We start from the raw sequence: 23,079 nt of genomic DNA, 5'->3' as shown, positions 1-23,079 counted from the left end.
ATCAACGTCCTGACAGCTGGTGCAGTGCGGAAATGACCCGAGTGACATCGTCGTCGGTCATATCCGGGAACAACGGGATGGAACAAATGCGCGCGCTGTTCCATTCCGTATGCGGTAATGAAACTTCAGGGAAACGCTCGCGGTAATACTTTTGCGTATGCGCCGCGCGGAAGTGCAGGCCGGTGCCAATGCCCATGGCCTTCAGTTTTTCCATCAGGGCATCGCGGCTGATGCCGCAGGCGGCTTCGTCAACGCGGATAATAAACAGGTGCCAGGCGTGCTGATGCTCCCACGACGGCGCCACCAGCGGCCTGAAGGGCGTATCCGCTAGCTCTCGCAGATAGCGTTGCGCGATGGCGGCGCGACGCTGATTGGCGTGGGCGAGCTTGTCCAGCTGCACCAGCGCCAGCGCGGCGTTGATATCCGCGAGATTGTATTTAAAGCCCGGCGAAATCACCTCCGCCTGCGGAGCGCGGCCCAGGGTCTGGCGGTCATAAGCATCGACGCCGAGGCCGTGGAACTTCAGGCTGCGAATACGCGCGGCCAGCTCGTCATCGTCGGTCACCACCAGCCCGCCTTCGGCGCAGGTCATATTTTTGATCGCATGGAATGAGAAAATGGCGGTACCGCGCCAGCCGACGTGGCGGCCTTTGTAGTACGTCCCGGCCGCGTGGGCGGCATCTTCAATCACCGGAATAGCGTGACGCTCGCCAATCGCGCGAATGGCGTCGATATCCGCCGGCGCGCCCGCATAGTGCACAGGGATAATTGCTTTGGTTCGCGCGGTGATTGCCGCTTCAACCGCTTCGGGGGTAATCATCAGATTGTCGGGATCGACATCGATCATCACCGGGGTCGCGCCGAGCAGGCAGATCATGTTCAGCGTGGAGACCCAGGTCTGGGAAGGGGTGATCACTTCATCGCCCGCACCGATACCCAGCGCCATCAGCGTGACGTGCATGCCGCCGGTCGCCGAACTGACGGCGATGGCGTGGCGGTTGCCGGTTAACGTGCAGAACGCCTCTTCCAGCGCCTGATTTTTCGGTCCGGTAGTGATCCAGCCCGATTGCAAAACTTCACGCAGCGCAGCCAGCTCTGCGTCGCCCATCGACGGGCGCGAAAACGGCAAAAAATCGCTCATCATGTTCCTGTTCTGTCAATGACCCGCCGAAAAACGGGGTCGATAAGAAATATCCTGCACCTGCTGACCTAAACAAAATGAAAATGAACGCGAAATCAGCCCGATGGCGCATTTCATTATTTTGTATTCAGATGTTATTAAATTTAGTCAGCTTTGCTTAGGATAATATTAAGAAATTAATATTAATTAGATATGCATAATGATTTTGTTAAAAATCATTTAGATAGAGTGGAATTTATCGTAAAAAAAGGTGCTGTAGCGTTCCCGCCGGACGGAGAAATAGCGGGAACGCATTGGCGAAAAGTAAACGGATGCTCAACCAGATTCTAATAAATCTATCTTTAAACATCGTTCAGGGAATATAAAAAATCCAGGCGAATCACGAAACTATTTCAAAATGATTACAGGTTGCCAGGAAAATTGTCAGGTAATTCGTTAGCCGGGCAATTAATCACTTCGTCGTTATCCGCGCCGCAATCGCGCACAAAAGTGATGGTGGCGAACTCATCAATCACTTCTGTCGGATACGCCGGGCCAGCTTCACGATAAGAGACCATCAGCGGGATATGATCGTTCTGGAAGCAGACTGTTTTCTCCGGATTATTCATTACCCAACGCGGGAAAAAGATGGTGCCGTGAAACAGTTTGTCGCCGAGGTTAACGATCAGGCTCACGTCGGTGCCGGTCGGTTCGGTCCAGGAAATTTTGTAGATGCTTTCGCCGACGCGAACGATGTAAGCGTGCTGATCTTTCACCCAACGATTCGCGACGATACCGCTGTGAATGCGATAATCCAGGGTGGTGCCATTTTTAACGTAAATTTCGTAGTTCCAGCCATTATCGTAGGTATAAACCAGATGTTTGCCGATAAAACCGCTCAGGTCATGTTTGTCGAATGTGCTCATAATCTGTTCTCCTCTATTTGTTGAGAACAAGCATACTGCTTTAAAAAATGGATGAATAACGCTATGTTTGGATTAAACTCATTCATTTTTTAGATAGATTATGCACAAGACTACGCTGGAACAATGGGCGCTGCTGGAGAAAGTGGTCGAGCTGGGTAGCTTCGCGAAGGCGGCGGACGAGACCCACCGCAGCCAGTCGTCGGTGAGCTATAATCTCGCCCTATTGCAGGAGCGCCTCGGCGTCACGCTGCTCACGCCATCGGGACGCCGCGCGGTGCTGACCCCGGCAGGCGAGCTGCTGCTCGGTCAGGTTAAGCCGCTGCTGCAGGCCTTCGCTTACGTCGAAACCCATGCCGCTACCCTGCGTGACGGCGCCCGGACCCGGCTGGATCTGGTGGTCGACAGCATTTTCCCACGCGAACGGCTGTTCGCCATTCTGCGCCAGTTTCAGCAGCGCTACCCGCAAACTCAGGTCAGGCTGACCGAAGTGCTGGAAAACGTTGAGGAAGAGCTTCCGGCCCGCAGCGAGGCGGATGTGATGGTGCTGACCCGTCGTCAGGATATTACCGGCCGCGGCGAATGGCTGATGAATATTGATTTTGTCGCCGTCGCCCATCGCGATCACCCGCTATCCGCCCTCGAAGGGCCGCTGGATGATAACGCGCTGGCTCCCTGGCCGCTGGTGCGCATCGCCGATCGCGGCAACGACCCGCAGTCCGCCCGCGACGCGTGGACGTTTTCCACTATTGATGCCGCCATCGATGCGGTGCTGTATCAGGTTGGGTTTGGCTGGCTGCCGGAAGAGCGTATTCGCCCACAGCTTCAACAAGGGGTGCTGAAAGCGCTGCCGCTGGGACACGGCGCGCGGCGGGCAACGCCGCTGCACCTGATCGTGAAGCGTGATTTAACGCCTATTGATGAGCAGGTCGCCACGCTGTTGGATCTGTTCAGAACGCCCTGATGGGCCTGTTTTACCCGGCTCGCGCTGCGCTTAGCCGGGCTACAGAGTCCCAGCCGTCTGCGGGACATTCTGCCTCTCTGCGCTCTGCTCCCGGGGGCGGCGCTTGGCGCGCCTTGCCCGGGCTACAGGTTCACCGCCGTCTGCGGGACATTCTGCCTCTCTGCGCTCTGCTCTCGGGGGCGGCGCTTGGCGCGCCTTGCCCGGGCTACAGGTTCACCGCCATCTGCGGGCCGGTAGCCCGGACAGATGCGCAGCATCGCCTCCGGGAAATGTGCCGAAGCTGATGCTTCCCGGCTTGCGCTGCGTTTAGCCGGGCTGCAGGCTGGTTCGCCATCCCATACAGCCAAAAGAGCGATATCGTTTTCTTATACTTTCAGGCGCTATATTGATCCAGCTTACGCCGAAAGTATGATGAATCATTAAAATCGTCATACTTTCCTGTCGCTGAGAAAAAGCCTTGTCTATTATCCGCACCACGCTGCTGGCGCTACTCGCCTGCGTTCCTTTGCTGGCCCGCGCCGCGCCGAATGACATCACCACCGCATGGCCGGTCAACGTGGGGCCGCTCAACCCGCACCTCTACACGCCCAATCAGATGTACGCCCAAAGCATGGTGTATGAACCGCTGGTGAAGTATCAGGCGGATGGCTCGGTGAAGCCCTGGCTGGCCACAAGCTGGAGGCACTCGGAGGACGGCAAAGTCTGGACCTTCACCCTGCGCGATGACGTAACATTCTCCAACGGCGAAGCGTTTGACGCCGTTGCGGCGGCGGAGAACTTTCGCGTGGTGCTCGATAACCGCCAGCGCCACGCCTGGCTGGAGCTGGTCAATCAGATCGTCGATGTCAAAGCGCTCGACAAAAGCCATCTGCAAATCACCCTGAAAAGCGCCTATTACCCGTTCTTACAGGAGCTGTCGCTGCCGCGTCCTTTCCGCTTTATCGCTCCGTCGCAGTTCAAAGACAATGAGACCCTGCGCGGCATTAAAGCGCCGATTGGCACCGGTCCGTGGGTACTGAAGGAATCAAAACTCAATCAGTATGACGTGCTGGTGCGTAACGACCGCTACTGGGGTGAAAAGCCGCACATTCAAAAGATTACCGTCAAGGTGATCCCGGACCCGACCACCCGCGCGGTGGCGTTTGAAACCGGCGATATTGATCTGCTCTACGGCAACGAAGGGCTGCTGCCGCTCGACACCTTTGCCCGCTTCAGCCACAACCCGGCCTACCGCACCCAGCTTTCCCAGCCGATAGAAACGGTGATGCTGGCGCTGAACTCCGCCAAAGCCCCCACCAACGAGCTCTCGGTGCGTGAAGCGCTGAACTACGCGGTGAATAAAAAATCGCTGATTGATAACGCCCTGTACGGCACCCAGCAGGTTGCCGATACGCTGTTCGCCCCCACCGTGCCCTATGCCGATATTGGCCTGAAGCCGCGTCGCTACGATCCGCAGCAGGCGAAGACGTTGCTGGAAAAAGCGGGCTGGGTACTGCCTGCAGGGAAAGATATTCGCGAGAAAAACGGCCAGCCGCTGCGCGTTGAGCTGTCGTTTATCGGCACCGACGCGCTGAGCAAATCGATGGCCGAAATCATTCAGGCCGATATGCGCCAGGTTGGCGTCGACGTGGCGCTGGCCGGCGAGGAAGAAAGCAGTATTTATGCCCGTCAGCGCGATGGTCGCTTCGGCATGATTTTCAACCGCACCTGGGGCGCGCCGTACGATCCGCACGCCTTTATGAGTTCAATGCGCGTGCCGTCGCACGCCGATTTTCAGGCGCAGCAGGGTTTAGCCGACAAACCGGTTATTGATAAAGAGATTGGCGAGGTGCTGGAAACCCGCGATGAAACGCAGCGTCAGGCGCTGTATCGCGACATTCTGACGCGTCTGCACAACGATGCCGTCTACCTGCCCATCAGCTACGTCTCGATGATGGTGGTCGCCAGGCCGGAGCTGGGCGCGATCCCCTATGCGCCGATCGCGTCTGAAATTCCGTTTGAACAGATTAAGCCGGTGAAACCCTGATGTTACGCTACGCGCTGCGGCGGGTCGCGCTGCTGATACCGATGATCTTCGCCGCTTCGGTGATTATTTTTTTGATGCTCCGCCTGGGCACCGGCGACCCGGCGCTCGACTATTTGCGCCTGTCGAACCTGCCGCCGACGCCGGAGATGGTAGCCTCGACCCGCGCGATGCTGGGGCTGGATCAACCGCTTATCATCCAGTACGGCAGCTGGCTGTGGCGGGCGCTGCAGCTGGATTTTGGCGTTTCGTTCGCCACCCAGCGTCCGGTGCTGGATGACATGCTGAGCTTTCTGCCCGCCACCCTGCAGCTAGCCGGTGCCGCGCTGGTGCTGATCCTCCTTACCTCCGTGCCGCTCGGCATCTGGGCGGCGCGCCACCGCGACCGCCTGCCGGATTTTATTGTGCGGATCATCGCCTTTCTCGGCGTGTCGATGCCCAACTTCTGGCTGGCTTTCCTGCTGGTAATGTTCTTTTCGGTTTACCTGCAATGGCTACCGGCGATGGGCTATGGCGGCTGGCGGCACATCATTCTGCCGGCGGTGTCGATTGCCTTTATGTCGCTGGCGATCAACGCCCGTCTGCTGCGCGCCAGCATGCTGGAAGTCGCCGGGCAGCGTCACGTAACCTGGGCCAGACTGCGCGGCCTGAACGCTAAGCAAACCGAGCGTCGCCATATTCTGCGCAACGCCTCGCTGCCGATGATTACCGCCGTGGGAATGCATATCGGCGAGCTGATTGGCGGCACGATGATTATCGAGAATATCTTTGCCTGGCCCGGCGTGGGTCGCTACGCCGTCTCGGCGATTTTTAACCGCGACTACCCGGTCATTCAGTGTTTTACCCTGATGATGGTGATCGTTTTTGTGGTCTGTAACCTGATGGTTGATCTACTGAACGCCGCGCTGGACCCGCGCATTCGCCGCCATGAAGGAGCGCGCTCGTGAACTTTTTCTTCTCTTCACGCGGGTCAGTCCGCATATCTTTGCTCATCATCGCCCTGCTGGCGATCGTTGCCCTCACCAGTCAGTGGTGGTTGCCGTACGATCCGCAGGCCATCGATCTGCCTTCGCGCCTGCTGCCGCCCGGCGGCCAGCATTGGCTCGGCACCGATCATCTGGGGCGCGATATCTTCTCGCGCCTGCTGGCGGCGACCCGCGTATCGCTTGGCTCGGTAATGGCCTGCCTACTGCTGGTGCTGGCGCTGGGGCTCATCGTCGGCGGCAGCGCCGGGCTTATCGGCGGCCGCGTCGATCAGGCCACCATGCGCGTCGCGGATATGTTTATGACCTTCCCGACCTCAATCCTCTCTTTCTTTATGGTAGGGGTACTGGGAACCGGGCTGACCAACGTGATTATCGCCATCGCCCTGTCGCACTGGGCGTGGTATGCGCGGATGGTGCGCAGCCTGACGATCTCCCTGCGCCAGCGCGAGTTTGTGCTCGCCGCGCGGCTTTCCGGCGCGGGCCATATTCGGGTATTTATCGACCATCTTGCCGGTGCGGTGCTCCCCTCGCTGCTGGTGCTGGCGACCCTGGATATCGGGCATATGATGCTGCACGTCGCCGGGATGTCGTTTCTCGGCCTCGGCGTCACCGCGCCCACCGCCGAATGGGGAGTGATGATTAATGACGCCCGCCAGTATATCTGGACCCAGCCGCTGCAAATGTTCTGGCCGGGGCTGGCGCTGTTTATCACCGTCATGGCCTTCAACATGGTGGGCGACGCGCTGCGCGATCGCCTGGATCCCCACCTGATCGCGGAGCACGCCCACTGATGCCGCAACACATTGAACTGCAAAACATCGTCTTACAGGCTGAGCGTGCGCTGGTGCACGGCGTTTCATTGACGATCAAACGTGGGCGCGTGCTGGCGCTGGTTGGCGGCAGCGGCAGTGGCAAATCGCTGACCTGTGCCGCAGCGCTGGGCATTTTGCCTCCCGGCGTGCGGCAAACAGCGGGAACCATTCTTGCCGACGGCAAGCCGGTTTCTCCCTGCGCGCTGCGCGGCAGCAAAATCGCCACCATTATGCAGAACCCGCGCAGCGCTTTTAATCCGCTGCGGACAATGGCCGATCACGCGCGGGAAACCTGCCGGGCATTGGGTAAAGCAGCAGACGACGCCACGCTTATTGCGGCGCTGGAGGCCGTCGGGCTGGAGAACGCGCCGCGCGTGCTGAAGTTATACCCATTTGAGATGAGCGGCGGCATGCTGCAGCGGATGATGATTGCCATGGCGCTGCTGTGCGATGCGCCGTTTATCGTTGCCGACGAACCCACCACCGATCTCGACGCGGTGGCCCAGGCGCGCATTCTCGATCTGCTGGTTAATATTATGCAAAACCGCGGACCCGGGATGCTGCTGGTGACGCATGATATGGGCGTCGTGGCGCGGCTGGCGGACGATGTGGCGGTGATGGATAACGGCTGCATTGTAGAACAGGGCGATGTTGACTCTCTGTTTCGCGCCCCGCAGCACAGCGTCACCCGCGGTCTGGTGGCGGCGCATCTCGCCCTCTATGGTCTGGAGCTGGCCTGATGACATTACTGAGCGTATCCGCGATTAGCCATCAATATACCGATTTAAAGGTACTAAAAGAGGTCTCTTTGGCGCTGAAAAGCGGCGAAACCGTGGCTCTGCTGGGACGCAGCGGCTGCGGGAAAAGCACCCTGGCGCGCCTGCTCGTTGGCCTGGAATCGCCCACTCAGGGCAGCGTCTGCTGGCGGGGAGAACCGCTCTGCCGGCTCAATCGCGCTAAGCAAAAGGCGTTCCGGCGGGATATTCAGATGGTGTTTCAGGACGCCATCAGCGCGGTCAATCCGCGTAAAACCGTACGCGAGATTTTGCGTGAACCTATGCGTCATCTGCTGTCGTTGACCAAAGCGGAGCAGCTGGCCCGTGCCAGCGCAATGCTCAAGGCGGTGGATCTCGACGATAGCGTGCTGGATAAGCGCCCCCCGCAGCTGAGCGGCGGACAGCTGCAGCGCGTCTGCCTGGCGCGGGCGCTGGCGGTAGAACCGAAGTTACTGATCCTTGATGAGGCGGTTTCTAACCTCGACCTGGTGATCCAGGCGGGCGTTATTCGTCTGCTCAAAAATCTCCAGCAACAATTCGGCACCGCCTGCCTGTTTATCACCCACGATTTACGCCTGGTAGAGCGCTTTTGTCAGCGGGTGATGGTGATGGATGAGGGGCAAATCGTTGAGACACAGGCCGTGGGCGACGCATTAACTTTTTCCTCTGACGCCGGTCGCGTGTTACAAAATGCGGTACTTCCCGCCTTTCCCGTGCGCAGAAATAAGGTTTAAGCCAGATGCAACGTATTACCATTACTCTCGACGACGATTTACTCGACACGCTGGATAACCTCAGCCAGCGCCGCGGCTACAACAACCGTTCCGAAGCGATCCGCGATATTCTGCGCGGCGCGCTGGTCCAGGAAACCACTCAGGAGCACGGTATCCAGGGCTTCGCAGTGCTCTCCTATGTTTACGAGCATGAAAAGCGCGATCTCGCCAGCCGTTTAGTCTCCACCCAGCATCACCATCACGATCTCTCCGTCGCCACTCTGCATGTGCATATTAATCATGACGATTGTCTGGAAATTGCCGTGCTGAAGGGGGACATGGGCGACGTTCAGCATTTTGCCGATGATGTTATCGCCCAGCGCGGCGTGCGCCACGGCCATTTGCAATGCCTGCCGACGGAGAAGGAATCCCCCCACTCATAAACTGTGCGCGGCGATAAACGGCTTTTTAACTCGCGAGCGGGCTAATGCGATCATGCTGGCTCGTTGGCCCATGCGCCTCGTAGCGGTTTTTCTCAACCATTAATAAACCATATGAATTATACGCTTGGTGAATTATCTCTCTTCGCTAATAATCACGCCTCATTTAACGATCTCGTTATGGCGAGGCTCCTGCATAAACATAAGTTACCGCCCTGTTGGTATCGAGAGAGACCACTCAGGGAAATACAGGCTTCCATCGAATCAAGGTGTTGCCAAGGTAACTTCTGACGGCGTTCATGCCGGACAGATACGTTGTGCAGTGCTAAAACCAGGACGTAGGGATCTGCCTGTGCTCATCCTGTCTTGTTCGCCCCTATGAGTGATTTTTTATAGGGAATTAAACCATGTCTTCCATTCAACTGTGCGCCGCACGCCACGCCACCTCAGCTTTCGACGGCGACGCGATCGCCCAGTACATGCGTACCGATTTCATCACCCTGCCGGAACATCTCAGCGTGCATGAAGCCCGTGAGCTGTTCGTTTCTCAGCTGGCCAGCGATGAGATCCCCGGCCAGGTTTTTGTCGTCGCCGGAAAAAAACTGCGCGGCAGTTTATCGATAAAAAAGCTGCTGCAGGAGAGCGATACCGCGCAATCCATTCGTTATTTAATGGATAGCTGCCTGTTTCGCGTCAGGCCCGACGATCCGCGCCCGCAGGTTGTCGCCGAACTCGGCGAGCGCGGGCTCGATCTGGTGCCGGTAGTCGAAAAGGGCGAGCTGGTCGGCTGCCTGATGGAAAAAGAGATTGCGCATCTGCTGGAAGATGACGTAACCGAGGATGCTCAGCGCCAGGGGGCGACGCTGCCGCTGGAAAAGCCCTATCTGGAAACCAGCCCGTGGGCGCTATGGAAAAAACGTTCGGTATGGCTGCTGCTGCTCTTTGTCGCCGAAGCCTACACCAGCAGCGTGTTACAGCATTTTGAAGAGGCGCTGGAATCGGCTATCGCGCTGGCCTTTTTCATTCCACTGCTGATTGGTACCGGCGGCAACAGCGGAACGCAGATAACCTCTACGCTTGTGCGTTCGATGGCGCTCGGGGAAGTGCGGCTGCGCGATATGGGACGCGTGATCCGTAAAGAAGTTTCAACCTCGCTGCTGATCGCAATTACGCTCGGCCTGGCGGGCTGCCTTCGCGCCTGGATGATGGGTATCGGCATGGAGATCACCCTGATTGTCAGCCTGACGCTGGTATGCATCACTCTGTGGAGCGCGGTGGTGTCGTCGGTGATCCCCCTGACGCTTAAGCGCCTCGGCATCGACCCGGCGGTGGTCTCAGCGCCTTTTATCGCCACCCTCATCGACGGTACCGGATTAATTATCTATTTTAAAATCGCCCAGTATTTTCTCGGGCTGAACTGATTATTTTGCCCGGCGGTGAAGACTCGCCGGGCCGTTTTATTCCCGCGCGAATATCCGCAATCGCATTGAGTAATCTCAGTAATTCTGGAGCAAGCCGGTAAAAAGCGTGCCCTTTCTCCGTTAGAGTAACTTTTCTGATATTCCTGCCGCGCGTAATCAGGTTAAAACCCAGTTCATTTTCAAGCGCACATACGCTGGTTGTTATCAACGAAGGCACAATACCCAACCGCTGCGATGCAATATGAATACTCCCCTCCCGAACCATCAGCATGAATATCTCCACCTGTGATTTATTCATTGCCAAAATTCCTCCTGATCAAACCTTTGGTTACGTTTTAAGTTGTCCGGCACGCAATGTCAATCGGTACAAACGGTCCCTCCGCCATACAAATAAAATAAAGTGTGAAGCTGACCGATCGTGCATTTAATTATGCATTTCAGCCATTTCATTATTAAATACACGACCTCGAGGCGGTGTGCGAGGATGTGAAGGACATCACCAAAAGCCAGCGAAGCAAAAAACAAAATAATCATATTTATCAGGCAATTATGAAAAACATCCTGCCTGAATTAATTTATGGCACACGCCATGCAATTACCTCCACGTAATCAACACTGGAGATAGTTAAATGACGTACAAAATTTTACTCCCGCAGGAAATTATGGCGGAAGGAAGAGAATATCTGGAAAGCCGAGGTTATCAACTGATTAACGGCTCAGGGATGGAAGAAGAAGATATCATTCGCGACATCGGAGATTGCGACGGTATTATCGTACGCCTTTCAAAAATGTCCGATCGCGTATTTGAGGCGGCTAAAAAGCTGAAAGTCGTTGCACGACACGGTGCCGGTTACGATACGGTCGATCTGGAGTCAGCGAAACGTCACGGCGTAGTCGTATTAAATGCGCCAATTGCTAATAGCATGTCCGTTGCCGAACTGGCCATATTTTATATGCTGCACTGCTCGCGTAATTTCAAGCTGGTACAGGAAAAGATGCTTGAAGATTATTACTGGGCAAAATTGCGCACGCCAAAAGTGGAACTGGATGGTAAAACGCTGGGCCTGATTGGCGTGGGAAATATCGGTTCACGCGTGGCAATCAAAGCGCTGCATGGCTTTAATATGAAAGTTATCGCCTACGATCCGTATAAAACCCAGCAGCAGATCCCCGAAGGCGTAGAGCTTACCGACGATTTTGACCGTATTTTCACAGAGAGCGACTTCGTTTCTCTGCACTGCCCGACGACCGCGGAAACCACCGATTTTGTTGGTGAGAAACAGTTTTCCATGATGAAGCCCAGCGCCTACTTCATTAATACCGCACGCGGAAAGCTGGTTGATGAAAAAGCGCTGTATCACGCCTTGAGCACCCACGCTATCGCCGGAGCGGGCGTGGACGTCTTAAAGAAAGAGCCGTTTGATGCCAACGATCCGATTTTCTCGCTAAGCAATATCGTGATTGCCCCGCACATTGGCGCCGCCACTATCGAAGCGACCGACAGAGCCTCGCTCCATTCCGCAATTGGCATTGATGAAGTCTTATCCGGTAAGAAACCGTCCTGGCCGGTCCCGGGTTTTTAAGGAGAAAAACATGACTATTGGTAACCGTATTTTTTTAAAACGTCCGGCCTGCAGCGTCGATCTTCTTAAAGAATTTGAACAGCTCCCGGCGGCGAATATTGCTGACACCATGAATCGTATTGCCGTACTGGGTAACGGGATTAAACGTATTTCTTCGCCGAAAAAACCGATTATGGCGGGCTTCGCCATCACCGTAAAAGTTCGCGCGGGCGATAACCTGATGCTGCACGCCGCGCTGGATATGGCGGGTGAGAACGATGTGATTGTGGTCTCCAACGAAGGCGACCGTTCGCGAGCGCTAATGGGCGAGATCATGGTGGCCTACGCCCACTGCATGAAGAAAGTCGCCGGTATCGTGCTGGACGGGCCAATCCGTGACATCGATGCGCTGTCGGTTCTCGATTTTCCGCTGTTCGCCACCGGCTCCAACCCCGCAGGCCCGTTTAAACAAGGTCCGGGCGAGGTGAACACGCCGATCGCCGTTGGCGGCGTCGCGGTTTGTCCGGGCGACCTGATCGTCGGCGATGCGGATGGCGTGATTGTTATCCCCCTCGGTGACGCAGAAGCCGTACTAAATAAAGCCAAAGATTATGCAAAATTCGATGCCAGCAAAGTAGAGGCCGCGAAAAACGGCACCGCGAATCGCCTTTGGGTCAAAAAATCACTGGATGAGACAGGCGTTGAGTTTATCGACGACATGTATCGTTAATTTGATTAAATAATATCAGGCCGCGGTGCCCTGACGGGCCGTGGCTTTAAAGCAAAGGTAATAAAAATGCTTTATTTAAAACTCTTGCCCATTATCTTTTTTCCCGTTTTATTTTGGATAATACCGCACCCGGAAGGCGTCGCCGCACCGACCTGGCACATGGTTGGCATCTATCTGGCGATGCTGTGCGGACTGGTTTTACGTCCGTTTACCGATGCGGTCATTATGCTGATTATTCTCGGGTTTGCCTCTCTGGTTCTCGACCCTGCTCCTCTGTTTGCGGGTTTTGGTAGCCCGATGGTCTGGTTTATCATCAGCGCCTTTATTATTTGCAAAGCGTTTGTCATTACCGGTCTGGGTAAACGTATCGCCTATCTGTTGCTAAAACGCTACGGTAAAAATACCCTCACCCTGGGTTATCTGATGATGGTGACGGATACCGTACTGGCCCCGGCAACGGGTTCAAATATGTCCCGTTCCGGAGGCATTACCTATCCCATCTTCAGGAATATCGCCGAAGCGCTGGGCTCGAAGCCCGACGACGGTAGCCGGAAAATCGGCGCCTATCTGACCATCCTGATGTACGTCGTCTCAATGGGAACCTCCAGCCTGTTTCTGACGGGGATGGCGACCAACTCAATTACCGTCTCGCTGGCCAACGAGATCATGAAAGTGAATCTCGAATGGATGACCTGGTTTAAAGCCGCCGTAGTGCCAGCCGGACTGGTGCTGCTGCTCGCGCCGTGGATACTGTATAAAATCTACGCGCCAGAACTGAAAGTTATCGATAACGTCAATGAAATTGCCGAGAAGGGTCTGCGTGAGCTCGGTCCGGTAAAACGAGAAGAGAAGCTGCTGATCGTATTCTTTATTCTGGGCGTACTCGGCTGGATGACGGGTTCCATCACCGGTATCGCCTTTATTCCCGTCGGCCTGGCTTTCCTCGCCTGCCTGCTGCTTTTCGGCGTACTGAGCTGGAATGACGTGGTGAGCGAAAAATCGGCCTGGCAGACCTTCGTCTGGTACGGCGCGTTTTATGGGTGCGCGGTTGCGCTATCAAAAGGCGGGTTCTATGTCTTCCTGGTCGACGTCATCAAAAACTATCTCGACCTGTCACACCTGAATGAAATCAGCGCGATTGCCGTGCTGGTCTTTATCAGCCTTGCCGTCCGCTATTTCTTTGTCTCTAATAGCGCGTTCGTCGTCTCATTCTACCCGGTACTTTTTACCCTGGGAATGACGACTCAGGCGCATCCTATGTACGTGGCGCTATCTCTGGCCTTCTCCGCAGGCTATGGCGCATTGCTTACGCATTATGGCAATGGCGCCGGCGTATTTACGTTCTCCAGCGGCTACGTCCCACAAAAAACGTTCTGGATGCTGGGCACCATCATGGTGGTGGTCAACGTATTAATCTTTTTCCTGATCGGCATACCCTACTGGAAGTTTATTGGCATTTAACAGGAGCATAAAATGAAACTGGATATTCTGATTAAAAATGGTCTGGTCGCCGATCTTGATAGCCGCGATTATATTAATCGCAATATTGGCATCATCGGCGATCGTATCGTTGACTTGAATGCCGTTGATGATTTGCAGGCCGAAACGGTGATTGATGCCGCGGGTTGTATCGTGCTGCCTGGCTTAATCGACTTCCATGGCCATGTTTTTCATGGCGGAACCGCCATCAGCGTTAACCCTGATATCGTATGCTTGCCTAATGGGGTCACCAGTATGGTCGATGCCGGCAGCAGCGGCTGGGTAAATTATCAGCTTTTTCGCAATAGCGTGATTCATCCTGCCATGGTGAAAATCAAAAGCTATTTGAACGTGGTCAACGTTGGGCTTTCTACCCTCGGCGGCGGGCCGACCGGTTATCTGGAAAATACCAATCCGGCAAATTACAACGAGGAGAAGATAGCGCAAACGCTGAATGGCAACAGAGACAATATTCTCGGCTTGAAACTACGCTACAGCCAGGATATCGCCAAAGGGAAACAGTACGCCAGCGACCCGCTTCTCTCTACCGTCTCCCTGGCGCGTAAACTCGATACCACGATTTGCGTTCACGTCACGGATTCTCTTCTCTGCGCCGATGAACTGATCCGCTATTTTAATGCCGATGATATTTATGCGCACTGCTTCCACGGCACCGGCCACTCGATTCTTAATGAACAGGGCGAGGTCTATGCGGCGATAAAAGAGGCGCAGTCCCGGGGCGTTATCTTTGACTGTTCAAACGGCGTGGCCCACTTTGATTTTCACGTTGCCAGAACCGCCATGGAGCAAGGATTTTATCCGGATATCATCAGTACCGATCTCACTTTGCGAAATAGCTTACGGACGGATAAGGTTTACAGCCTACTCCACGTCATGTCGAAATATCTCAACATGGGAATGTCCTTCTTCGATGTTGTTCGCGCGGTAACCGCTACGCCCGCTCGCCTGATGAAGATGCAGGGGCAAATTGGTACCCTGGCGCCCGGCGCTTTTGCTGACGTTTCGATTGTTAAACTGCAAAAAGAGAAGATTGTTTTTGAAGATACTCAGGGCGTTAAAATTGAAGGCGACCGTTACATTGATAACTGCGCTACCCTGTGTAATGGTCAAATTGTCTACCGCCGCCTGCGCTTCTAATCGCTAATTATTAAGCCTTACGTCTACATCGGCGTAAGGCTTTTATTCTGAATCACGCATAATATGACTTCCCTCATTGATTCTCCTCGCTCTCATCATATACTAAGACTTGCCTACCCTGATGTCTGTGAGAATAATGCATGAATAATAATGAAATTGTTATCTTTTCAGTTTCCAGGACAATAACCCAACGAATTATGAATGTCCTTATTGAAAGGAAACTCGATATCCCCGTATTTGAATTTCGTTATTCAGATGTTCTCGATAAAGCCCATGAGATGATTCAATCCGGCACTAAGATAATTATTAGCCGGGGCGGTACCGCCGCACTTTTGCGTAGCAACATTACTATCCCTGTCATTGAAATCGCCCATGATTTCCATGGCGTTTATCGCATCTTACAGGAAGCCAACAGCAAATCGCAAAAAATTGCCGCCGTTGGTTTCCCGCAGTTTTGTAGCGCCTTACGCCATTACCAAAACATGACTAATGAAGAGTTTAAAATTTGCCAGGTTTACAACCATCACGATATTGAAAATGTTATAAAAAATCTTTCGGAGAATAATTATCATACCGTAATCGGCGGGCTGACCGTTGCTGAAATGGCGCAAAAATATCACCTCAATGCTATTATGGGTGATACCGATAATATTTCCATTGAGCAGGCCATCAATGAAGCTCACAGTTTATTGAAATACATTAATCGAGAACACAGCAAACTGATCATGAGCCACTCAGCATTGAATCAGGCGCGTGAAGGTATTATGTGCATCGATCAGCTTGGTGAAATTATCAATATCAACGCCACCGGCGTGGCATTATTCCAATGTCAAGCTGGAGATAAAATATTCAAAAAAGAAGCTTTTAAAGAGATCTACGCCAGCATTATTAATGAATTAAACATCAAAGAGCAGGCTATAGACATCAACGGCGTAACGATTCATATTTCCGTGCGCCACTTTTCTAACCGAAAAATATCTTATGCCGTTATTACGGGGTTAAGCCAGGAGAGTACGCTTTGGCAAAACAGCGTCAACAAAAAAAGTAAGCTCCGCGGTTTTTCCACCACCTGGTCTTTCGATGATATTATTGGTCAGTCTCCAGCAATACTCGATGTCATAAAAAAAGCCAAACTGTGCGCCCGCCATGAACTTCCCATCCATATTTTGGGCGATACCGGCACGGGCAAAGAGCTTTTCGCCCAGAGTATTCATAACCATAGCGCCAGAAGCCATAGCCCTTTTATCGCGATTAACTGCGCGGCCATCCCTGAGGGTATTCTGGAAAGCGAACTCTTTGGCTATGCCGACGGCGCATTTACCAGCGCGCGTAAGGGCGGAAAACCGGGGGTGTTTGAAATGGCGATGAACGGCACGGTGTTTATCGATGAAATCAGCGAAGCGCCGCTATCGGTACAGGTCAAACTGCTGCGCGTATTGCAGGAGAAGCAGTTTTCTCGTCTCGGCGGCGATACGCTTATTACCGCCGATTTTCGCCTGATCACCGCCAGCAATAAGGATCTACGCCCGCTCGTCGCCAGCGGTGAGTTCAGGCAGGATCTGTACTATCGAATCAATATTCTTGAGTTGAGTCTACCGGCCTTATGCCAGCGACCGGGCGATATCATGCCGTTGATTCAGCACCTGCTTCATCAACAGGGTAAGCAAATCACCTTTACCCCCGATGCGGTGGATTTTTTGCATGGTTATCGCTGGCCTGGCAACATTCGTGAACTCCAGGCGGTGATCTACCGACTCATCGTCCTGGTGGATATTGATCGAGTGAGCAAAGAGATTTTGCTGCAGGTCAGTCAAATATCGCCGGATGACGACAATGAGGGCTCTCACCTCCCGGCCACGGGCGTGACATCAGATGAAACCGATTTATTAAAGAAACAAGAGAAACGGCTGATTACCCATGTCATAGAAAAAACCGACGGGGACAGGACCAAAGCCTCGGTGATGCTCGGCATCAGCCCCACGACCCTATGGCGCAAATTAAAGCAGCACAATATCAGCGGATAAGGCGGAGCCGGGTCTGCTGATACAGAGCAGGAATTATTTCTGTTCCGCTAAAGCCTGCGCGCAAGCCCAGGCTGATGCCCACGCCCACTGGAAGTTATAGCCGCCCAGCCAGCCGGTAACGTCCATCACTTCGCCGATAAAGTACAGACCGGGCACCCTGCGGGCTTCCATGGTGCGCGAAGAGAGCTCATTCGTATCGACGCCGCCGAGGGTCACCTCCGCCGTGCGATAGCCTTCGGTGCCATTCGGCTGGACGCGCCATGCGGTCAACGTCTCCACCAGCGCCTGCTGCTCACGAACGTTAAGCTGTTTCAGGGTGATATCCGGAAGCTGGCCCAGCTGCTGTAAGCACTCAACCAGCCGCTTCGGCAGCTGCATCGCGAGGGTGTTTTTCAGGCTTTGATTGGGATGCGCCGCGCGCTGCTCGTCGAGGAAGTCATCAAGATGGCAATCCGGCAGCAGATTGATGCTGACGAATTCTCCCGGCTGCCAGTAGCTGGAAATTTGCAATACCGCCGGTCCGGACAGCCCACGGTGGGTAAAGAGCAGATTTTCCCGGAAGACGGTACCGTTTTCCGCCGTGATGGTCGACGGTACCGACACCCCGGAAAGCACCTGCAGCTGTTCAAGCAGCGGCTTATGCAAGGTAAACGGCACCAGGCCCGCTCGGGTCGGCAGCACCTTCAGGCCAAACTGCTCGGCAAGCTTATAGCCGAACGGCGAAGCGCCCAGACCGGGCATGGATAACCCGCCGGAGGCGACCACCAGCTTTTTCGCCGCCACCGTCTCGCCGTTAAGCTGCAGCGTGTAGCCCTCATCATCCCGCTCAACGCTGACAATTTCGCTGCGCAGGCGAATTTCCACGCCGCCTTTTTCACACTCGGCCAGCAGCAGGTTAACGATTTGCTCGGCGGAATCATCGCAGAAAAGCTGGCCCAGGGTTTTCTCATGCCAGGCAATACCGTATTTGCCCACCAGATCGATAAAGTCCCACTGGGTGTAGCGCGCCAGCGCAGATTTGCAAAAATGCGGGTTTTGACTGAGATATGCCGCGGGTTCGATATACATGTTAGTAAAGTTGCAACGGCCACCGCCAGACATCAGGATTTTACGCCCGGGCTTTTTGCCGTTATCGAGTAACAGCACCCGGCAACCTGCCTGCCCCGCCTGCGCCGCACAAAACATTCCCGCCGCTCCGGCGCCGATTACGATGGCATCAAACCTTTCCACACAACATTCCTCATATCCCGATTGTCGGGAATTGTAAATTTTTCACTCTGGTCGCACCAGCCTGAAAAAAACAGATTTCTGTACCTCATTGAAAGATATAGGAATACTCCCAACAAGGTAAAACTTAAACAGGAAGAAAATCAAAAAAAGTCTATATTTCACTTTGCCCGCGCCGCGAAAGTCACTGATAATGCGCCGCGTTCATGTCCTCAAAATGGCGTAACGTCCTATGCTACATTTATTTGCCGGTCTGGATTTACATACCGGGCTATTATTATTGCTTGCTCTGGCTTTCGTGCTTTTTTACGAAGCGATCAATGGTTTTCATGATACCGCAAACGCTGTTGCAACGGTGATCTACACACGCGCAATGCGGTCGCAGCTTGCTGTGGCGATGGCGGCTCTTTTTAACTTCTTCGGCGTTCTGTTGGGCGGTCTCAGCGTAGCCTATGCCATCGTGCATATGTTGCCGACCGACCTGCTGCTTAACATGGGTTCAGCGCATGGCCTCGCCATGGTCTTTTCCATGCTGCTGGCGGCAATCATCTGGAACCTCGGCACCTGGTACTTCGGCCTTCCGGCTTCCAGCTCGCACACCCTGATCGGCGCGATCATCGGTATTGGTTTAACCAATGCGCTGATGACCGGCACGTCGGTGGTGGATGCGCTGAACATCCCGAAAGTCATGGGTATTTTTGGCTCGCTGATCATCTCGCCAATCGTAGGTCTGGTGGTGGCGGGCGGCCTGATTTTCATTCTGCGTCGCTACTGGAGCGGAACCAAAAAACGCGCCCGTATCCACCTGACCCCCGCCGAGCGTGAAAAGAAAGACGGCAAGAAAAAGCCGCCGTTCTGGACGCGTATTGCGCTAATTCTGTCCGCCATTGGCGTCGCGTTCTCCCACGGCGCGAACGATGGCCAGAAAGGCATTGGCCTGGTGATGCTGGTGCTGATTGGCGTTGCCCCGGCGGGCTTCGTGGTCAATATGAACGCTTCCGGCTACGAAATCACCCGTACCCGCGATGCGGTCAACAACGTGGAAACCTTCTTCCAGCAGCGCCCTGAGCTGTTGAAGAAAGCGACCGGCGCCGAGCAGCTCGTTCCGTCTCCGGACGCAGGGGCCGCCGCTAACGGCGAGTTTCACTGCCACCCGGCAAACACCATCAACGCGCTTGACCGCGTGAAGACGATGCTGGCCGGTACCGAAAGCTACGACACGCTCTCCGTTGAGCAGCGTAGCCATCTGCGCCGTATTATGCTCTGCATCTCCGACACCACCGATAAAGTGGCTAAACTGCCGGAAGTGAATGCTGACGATAAGCGTCTACTGAAGAAGCTGAAAACCGATATGCTGAGCACCATCGAGTATGCGCCAATCTGGATTATTATGGCGGTTGCTCTGGCGCTGGGAATCGGCACCATGATCGGCTGGCGTCGCGTGGCGACCACTATCGGCGAGAAAATCGGTAAGAAAGGGATGACCTATGCGCAGGGTATGTCAGCGCAGATGACCGCAGCCGTATCGATTGGTCTGGCGAGCTATACCGGGATGCCGGTTTCCACCACCCACGTGCTCTCCTCCTCGGTAGCGGGGACGATGCTCGTTGATGGCGGCGGCCTGCAGAAGAAAACCGTCACCAGCATCCTGATGGCCTGGGTGCTCACCCTGCCCGCAGCGATTCTGCTGTCCGGTGCGCTGTACTGGCTCTCGCTACAGTTTATCTAAGCGGGTATCAGTCAGAAGAGAGACAAACGGGTCAGGAAACTGGCCCGTTTTTTTTGCCTGCCGTAAAGCTAGTGCCAGATAGCCAGGGCAATCATGCTGACCACCACCAAGCCGCATAGCGCGCTGGTGAGGATAAACTGCCGACGAACCCGCTCGCAGCGGCGGATAAACTCATCGTCATGGTGATCGCGGTAGCGCTGAGCGTAGATATACCACACCAGGCGCATCTGTTTGCTGGGCTGCCCGTGCGACGTAAAAAAACCGCCGCCGTCGACATATTGATAGAGCAAAGGGTCACAACCACGTAGCACAACAAGCAATGCACGCAGCGACGAGAAGTAGCGTGCCATATTCACTACACATACGATACACAGGGCCCAAAACAGCGCAATAGTGCTGATCATACCTCCTCCCCGGCGACCCGTCCTCGGAGGCTCCCTCCGGGACTACCGCTCCCCAATAGCAAACCGACTGTACAGTAAAAGAGTGCGATTCCGATCACGTTTATTTATCCGACCGGCTCATTAAATAGTGTAGGAGATCAGTTAATTTTTTTACCACAACGTTAATCATTATCAATGCATAAGTCGGATATATTTGTTTAACTATTCGCTGAACAAGGTGGATTGACGGATCGCGAGGGGCGCTATAAGGTAGAAATATCTTCTACAATTAGGTCCTTAAGGACTAGCCCCCGCGAATGTAGCACGCAGGACGCGGGCGAAGCGGCAGCGCTGGCTGTCAGGTCCAACGGTCATCGACAACTTATGGAAGGAGTAACACTATGGCTTACAAACATATTCTTATTGCAGTAGACCTGTCCCCGGAAAGCAAAGTACTGGTAGAAAAAGCCGTTTCTATGGCCCGTCCCTACAATGCAAAAGTTTCCCTGATCCACGTGGATGTGAATTACTCCGATCTCTACACCGGCCTTATTGACGTCAATCTGGGCGACATGCAGAAACGCATCTCTGAAGAAACTCACCACGCGTTAAGCGAGCTGTCGACGAACGCGGGCTACCCGATCACTGAAACCCTCAGCGGCAGCGGCGATCTCGGCCAGGTTCTGGTTGATGCGATTAAAAAATATGATATGGACCTGGTGGTTTGTGGTCACCATCAGGACTTCTGGAGCAAGCTGATGTCCTCAGCGCGTCAGCTTATCAACACCGTTCACGTTGATATGCTGATTGTCCCACTGCGCGACGAAGAAGAGGAATAACAGGACGTTATTTAATCCGCTGATGACCAACGCCCGCTAACGCGGGCGTTTTTGTTTCTCGCCTCACCCGCCGCATAAAAAGCACATACGTCCAAATAATTGCCACAATGCCAGATTGATCAACCATTTCACAGGCAATTTACCCATATAATAATTTGTTAACAGCCATAAACATCATATCATTACGCAAAATAAAGCTTTTTCAGCGCGTTTTGGCATACGCGTTCATACTTTTCCGGACAGGACTTAAAGGCGAAGAAAGATGAATTCAACCGCACCGACAGGCTTGCTGCAGCAACCTCGCCCATTCTTCATGATCTTTTTTGTGGAACTATGGGAGCGATTTGGCTATTACGGCGTTCAGGGCATCCTGGCCGTATTCTTTGTTAAACAGCTTGGCTTTTCTCAGGAGCAGGCGTTTATTACCTTTGGCGCGTTTGCCGCGCTGGTCTACGGCCTTATCTCCATCGGCGGCTATGTCGGCGATCACCTGCTCGGCACTAAACGCACGCTGGTACTTGGCGCGATTGTGCTGGCCGCAGGCTACTTTATGACCGGTCTGTCGCTGCACCAACCCAATCTGATTTTCATCGCACTGGGGACCATTGCGGTGGGAAACGGGCTATTTAAAGCCAACCCGGCGAGCCTGCTCTCCAAGTGCTATCCGCCAAAAGATGCCCGCCTGGATGGCGCCTTCACGCTGTTTTATATGTCGATCAATATCGGTTCGCTGCTGTCGCTCTCGCTGGCGCCGGTAATTGCCGATAAGTTCGGCTACGCGGTGACCTACAACCTGTGCGGCGCGGGGCTGATCGTCGCCCTGCTGGTTTACTTCGCCTGTCGAGGGATGGTGAAGGATATCGGTTCTGAGCCGGACCGCAGGCCGCTAAGCCTGCGCAACCTGCTGTACGTGCTGGCCGGAACGGTGGTCATGATTTTTGTCTGCGCCTGGCTGATGCATAACGTCAAAATTGCCAACCTGGTGCTGATTATCCTCTCGGTGGTGGTGACGATTTTCTTCTTCCGCGAGGCCTTCAAGCTTGATAAGACCGGGCGCAACAAAATGTTCGTCGCCTTTATCCTGATGCTGGAGGCGGTGCTGTTTTATATTCTGTACGCGCAGATGCCCACCTCGCTCAACTTCTTTGCTATCAACAACGTCCACCATGAAATTCTCGGCTTCGCGATTAATCCGGTGAGTTTCCAGGCGCTAAACCCGTTCTGGGTGGTGGTGGCCAGCCCGATCCTCGCCGCTATCTATACGCGTTTGGGCAATAAGGGCAAAGATCTGACCATGCCGATGAAGTTCACCCTCGGGATGTTCCTGTGCGCGCTGGGTTTTTTGACGGCCGCCGCGGCGGGAATGTGGTTTGCCGATGCCCAGGGGCTGACCTCGCCGTGGTTTATCGTGCTGGTCTATCTGTTCCAGAGCCTGGGGGAACTGCTGATTAGCGCTCTGGGGCTGGCGATGGTCGCCGCGCTGGTACCGCAGCATCTGATGGGCTTTATTCTTGGGATGTGGTTCCTGACGCAGGCCGCCGCGTTTCTGCTGGGCGGCTACGTCGCGACCTTCACCGCCGTACCGGACACTATTACCGACCCGCTACAGACGCTGCCGATTTATACCGATGTCTTCAGCAAAATCGGTCTGGTGACCCTGGGCGTAACGGTGGTCATGGCGATCATGGTGCCGTGGCTAAACCGGATGATTAATACACCGGATACCAAACAGTAATTATCATTGCCGGATGGCGGCTAATGCCTTATCCG

21 protein-coding genes and 1 riboswitch are annotated in these 23,079 nt (G+C 54.4%); of the genes, 16 read left to right on the top strand and 5 right to left on the bottom strand.

Going from position 1 to position 23,079, the window contains the following annotated elements:
- Position 1: 1 nt before the first annotated feature.
- The gene (gene arnB / locus ACE3MN_RS01470; protein WP_131930662.1) at positions 2-1,141 is read right to left on the bottom strand and encodes a UDP-4-amino-4-deoxy-L-arabinose aminotransferase; all 1,140 of its coding nucleotides are present in this window, start codon (positions 1,139-1,141) and stop codon (positions 2-4) included.
- A 401-nt stretch (positions 1,142-1,542) separates the two neighbouring features.
- A complete protein-coding gene (locus ACE3MN_RS01465) occupies positions 1,543-2,049 on the bottom strand; it encodes a phenolic acid decarboxylase (RefSeq protein ID WP_024359806.1) in 507 nt (168 codons plus the stop codon).
- Positions 2,050-2,146: 97 nt separating this feature from the next.
- Between ACE3MN_RS01465 and ACE3MN_RS01460 the strand changes: the two genes are divergently transcribed.
- From ACE3MN_RS01460 to ACE3MN_RS01425, 8 genes are all read left to right on the top strand, one after another.
- On the top strand, positions 2,147-3,007 hold the full coding sequence (locus ACE3MN_RS01460; protein ID WP_024359805.1) for a LysR family transcriptional regulator: 861 nt from the start codon (positions 2,147-2,149) through the stop codon (positions 3,005-3,007).
- Between the two features lie 457 nt (positions 3,008-3,464).
- Positions 3,465-5,033 (top strand): nickel ABC transporter substrate-binding protein, encoded by a 1,569-nt coding sequence (nikA, locus tag ACE3MN_RS01455; protein ID WP_082237869.1) that lies wholly within the window; start codon positions 3,465-3,467, stop codon positions 5,031-5,033.
- A complete protein-coding gene (nikB, locus tag ACE3MN_RS01450; protein ID WP_004134764.1) occupies positions 5,033-5,977 on the top strand; it encodes a nickel ABC transporter permease subunit NikB in 945 nt (314 codons plus the stop codon). Before nikA ends, nikB begins: the two co-directional genes overlap by 1 nt.
- Positions 5,974-6,807, top strand: a complete 834-nt coding sequence (nikC, locus tag ACE3MN_RS01445) for a nickel ABC transporter permease subunit NikC (protein WP_004134761.1) — start codon at positions 5,974-5,976, stop codon at positions 6,805-6,807. The genes nikB and nikC overlap by 4 nt, the downstream gene beginning before the upstream one ends.
- Entirely contained in the window at positions 6,807-7,568 is a 762-nt protein-coding gene (nikD, locus tag ACE3MN_RS01440; RefSeq protein ID WP_024359803.1) for a nickel import ATP-binding protein NikD, read from the top strand. The genes nikC and nikD overlap by 1 nt, the downstream gene beginning before the upstream one ends.
- On the top strand, positions 7,568-8,338 hold the full coding sequence (gene nikE, locus ACE3MN_RS01435; protein WP_004134753.1) for a nickel import ATP-binding protein NikE: 771 nt from the start codon (positions 7,568-7,570) through the stop codon (positions 8,336-8,338). The genes nikD and nikE overlap by 1 nt, the downstream gene beginning before the upstream one ends.
- 5 nt (positions 8,339-8,343) lie before the next feature.
- Positions 8,344-8,760, top strand: a complete 417-nt coding sequence (nikR, locus tag ACE3MN_RS01430) for a nickel-responsive transcriptional regulator NikR (RefSeq protein ID WP_004134751.1) — start codon at positions 8,344-8,346, stop codon at positions 8,758-8,760.
- A gap of 164 nt (positions 8,761-8,924) precedes the next feature.
- Positions 8,925-9,108, top strand: a riboswitch (M-box (ykoK) riboswitch).
- 56 nt (positions 9,109-9,164) lie between these two features.
- Complete coding sequence (locus ACE3MN_RS01425) at positions 9,165-10,178, top strand: magnesium transporter (protein ID WP_024359800.1); 1,014 nt, start codon at positions 9,165-9,167, stop codon at positions 10,176-10,178.
- On the opposite strand, the gene ACE3MN_RS01420 is transcribed toward ACE3MN_RS01425, so the two are convergent.
- On the bottom strand, positions 10,144-10,476 hold the full coding sequence (locus tag ACE3MN_RS01420) for a LysR family transcriptional regulator (RefSeq protein WP_071830703.1): 333 nt from the start codon (positions 10,474-10,476) through the stop codon (positions 10,144-10,146). The two genes, ACE3MN_RS01425 and ACE3MN_RS01420, sit on opposite strands and share 35 nt — an antisense overlap.
- Before the next feature lie 331 nt (positions 10,477-10,807).
- Here ACE3MN_RS01420 and ACE3MN_RS01415 point away from each other — a divergent pair, with 331 nt between their 5' ends.
- From ACE3MN_RS01415 to ACE3MN_RS01395, 5 genes are all read left to right on the top strand, one after another.
- Positions 10,808-11,761: a hydroxyacid dehydrogenase gene (locus ACE3MN_RS01415; RefSeq protein WP_004134748.1), complete on the top strand. Its 954-nt coding sequence runs from the start codon at positions 10,808-10,810 to the stop codon at positions 11,759-11,761.
- A gap of 10 nt (positions 11,762-11,771) precedes the next feature.
- Positions 11,772-12,470, top strand: a complete 699-nt coding sequence (locus tag ACE3MN_RS01410; protein ID WP_004106638.1) for an RraA family protein — start codon at positions 11,772-11,774, stop codon at positions 12,468-12,470.
- 66 nt (positions 12,471-12,536) lie between these two features.
- Entirely contained in the window at positions 12,537-13,931 is a 1,395-nt protein-coding gene (locus ACE3MN_RS01405) for a DASS family sodium-coupled anion symporter (protein ID WP_024359797.1), read from the top strand.
- 12 nt (positions 13,932-13,943) lie between these two features.
- On the top strand, positions 13,944-15,107 hold the full coding sequence (locus tag ACE3MN_RS01400; RefSeq protein WP_004134742.1) for a metallo-dependent hydrolase: 1,164 nt from the start codon (positions 13,944-13,946) through the stop codon (positions 15,105-15,107).
- 140 nt (positions 15,108-15,247) lie between these two features.
- Positions 15,248-17,131: a sigma 54-interacting transcriptional regulator gene (locus ACE3MN_RS01395; RefSeq protein WP_375364238.1), complete on the top strand. Its 1,884-nt coding sequence runs from the start codon at positions 15,248-15,250 to the stop codon at positions 17,129-17,131.
- A gap of 33 nt (positions 17,132-17,164) precedes the next feature.
- Here the strand turns inward: ACE3MN_RS01395 and ACE3MN_RS01390 are convergent, their stop codons facing one another.
- Entirely contained in the window at positions 17,165-18,361 is a 1,197-nt protein-coding gene (locus tag ACE3MN_RS01390) for an NAD(P)/FAD-dependent oxidoreductase (protein ID WP_154975483.1), read from the bottom strand.
- A gap of 229 nt (positions 18,362-18,590) precedes the next feature.
- On the opposite strand from ACE3MN_RS01390, the gene pitA reads away from it, so the two are divergent.
- The gene (gene pitA, locus ACE3MN_RS01385; protein ID WP_224232926.1) at positions 18,591-20,087 is read left to right on the top strand and encodes an inorganic phosphate transporter PitA; all 1,497 of its coding nucleotides are present in this window, start codon (positions 18,591-18,593) and stop codon (positions 20,085-20,087) included.
- A gap of 68 nt (positions 20,088-20,155) precedes the next feature.
- Here the strand turns inward: pitA and uspB are convergent, their stop codons facing one another.
- Entirely contained in the window at positions 20,156-20,491 is a 336-nt protein-coding gene (gene uspB / locus ACE3MN_RS01380) for a universal stress protein UspB (protein WP_004126267.1), read from the bottom strand.
- A gap of 380 nt (positions 20,492-20,871) precedes the next feature.
- Between uspB and uspA the strand changes: the two genes are divergently transcribed.
- Positions 20,872-21,309 carry a universal stress protein UspA gene (gene uspA / locus ACE3MN_RS01375; RefSeq protein WP_004106650.1) on the top strand — a complete coding sequence of 146 codons (438 nt, stop codon included), beginning with the start codon at positions 20,872-20,874 and terminating at the stop codon, positions 21,307-21,309.
- A 286-nt stretch (positions 21,310-21,595) separates the two neighbouring features.
- A complete protein-coding gene (gene dtpB, locus ACE3MN_RS01370; protein WP_236039641.1) occupies positions 21,596-23,044 on the top strand; it encodes a dipeptide/tripeptide permease DtpB in 1,449 nt (482 codons plus the stop codon).
- Positions 23,045-23,079 lie beyond the last annotated feature (35 nt).

This window comes from Klebsiella grimontii, from assembly GCF_042137965.1.
GTDB classification, from domain to species: domain Bacteria; phylum Pseudomonadota; class Gammaproteobacteria; order Enterobacterales; family Enterobacteriaceae; genus Klebsiella; species Klebsiella grimontii.
The sequence above is the reverse complement of the archived record's forward strand: the minus strand, read 5'-3'. Positions and strand labels throughout refer to the sequence as shown.

What these genes read in the sequence shown, in the direction of transcription:
- ACE3MN_RS01410 (WP_004106638.1), top strand. Translation starts at nt 11,772, where the DNA reads ATGACTATTGGTAACCGTATTTTTTTAAAACGTCCGGCCTGCAGCGTC.
- nikR (WP_004134751.1), top strand. Translation starts at nt 8,344, where the DNA reads ATGCAACGTATTACCATTACTCTCGACGACGATTTACTCGACACGCTG.
- ACE3MN_RS01460 (WP_024359805.1), top strand. Translation starts at nt 2,147, where the DNA reads ATGCACAAGACTACGCTGGAACAATGGGCGCTGCTGGAGAAAGTGGTC.
- uspB (WP_004126267.1), bottom strand. Translation starts at nt 20,491, where the DNA reads ATGATCAGCACTATTGCGCTGTTTTGGGCCCTGTGTATCGTATGTGTA.
- ACE3MN_RS01420 (WP_071830703.1), bottom strand. Translation starts at nt 10,476, where the DNA reads ATGAATAAATCACAGGTGGAGATATTCATGCTGATGGTTCGGGAGGGG.
- uspA (WP_004106650.1), top strand. Translation starts at nt 20,872, where the DNA reads ATGGCTTACAAACATATTCTTATTGCAGTAGACCTGTCCCCGGAAAGC.
- nikE (WP_004134753.1), top strand. Translation starts at nt 7,568, where the DNA reads ATGACATTACTGAGCGTATCCGCGATTAGCCATCAATATACCGATTTA.
- pitA (WP_224232926.1), top strand. Translation starts at nt 18,591, where the DNA reads ATGCTACATTTATTTGCCGGTCTGGATTTACATACCGGGCTATTATTA.
- ACE3MN_RS01415 (WP_004134748.1), top strand. Translation starts at nt 10,808, where the DNA reads ATGACGTACAAAATTTTACTCCCGCAGGAAATTATGGCGGAAGGAAGA.
- arnB (WP_131930662.1), bottom strand. Translation starts at nt 1,141, where the DNA reads ATGAGCGATTTTTTGCCGTTTTCGCGCCCGTCGATGGGCGACGCAGAG.
- ACE3MN_RS01400 (WP_004134742.1), top strand. Translation starts at nt 13,944, where the DNA reads ATGAAACTGGATATTCTGATTAAAAATGGTCTGGTCGCCGATCTTGAT.
- nikD (WP_024359803.1), top strand. Translation starts at nt 6,807, where the DNA reads ATGCCGCAACACATTGAACTGCAAAACATCGTCTTACAGGCTGAGCGT.
- ACE3MN_RS01405 (WP_024359797.1), top strand. Translation starts at nt 12,537, where the DNA reads ATGCTTTATTTAAAACTCTTGCCCATTATCTTTTTTCCCGTTTTATTT.
- ACE3MN_RS01425 (WP_024359800.1), top strand. Translation starts at nt 9,165, where the DNA reads ATGTCTTCCATTCAACTGTGCGCCGCACGCCACGCCACCTCAGCTTTC.
- nikB (WP_004134764.1), top strand. Translation starts at nt 5,033, where the DNA reads ATGTTACGCTACGCGCTGCGGCGGGTCGCGCTGCTGATACCGATGATC.
- ACE3MN_RS01395 (WP_375364238.1), top strand. Translation starts at nt 15,248, where the DNA reads ATGAATAATAATGAAATTGTTATCTTTTCAGTTTCCAGGACAATAACC.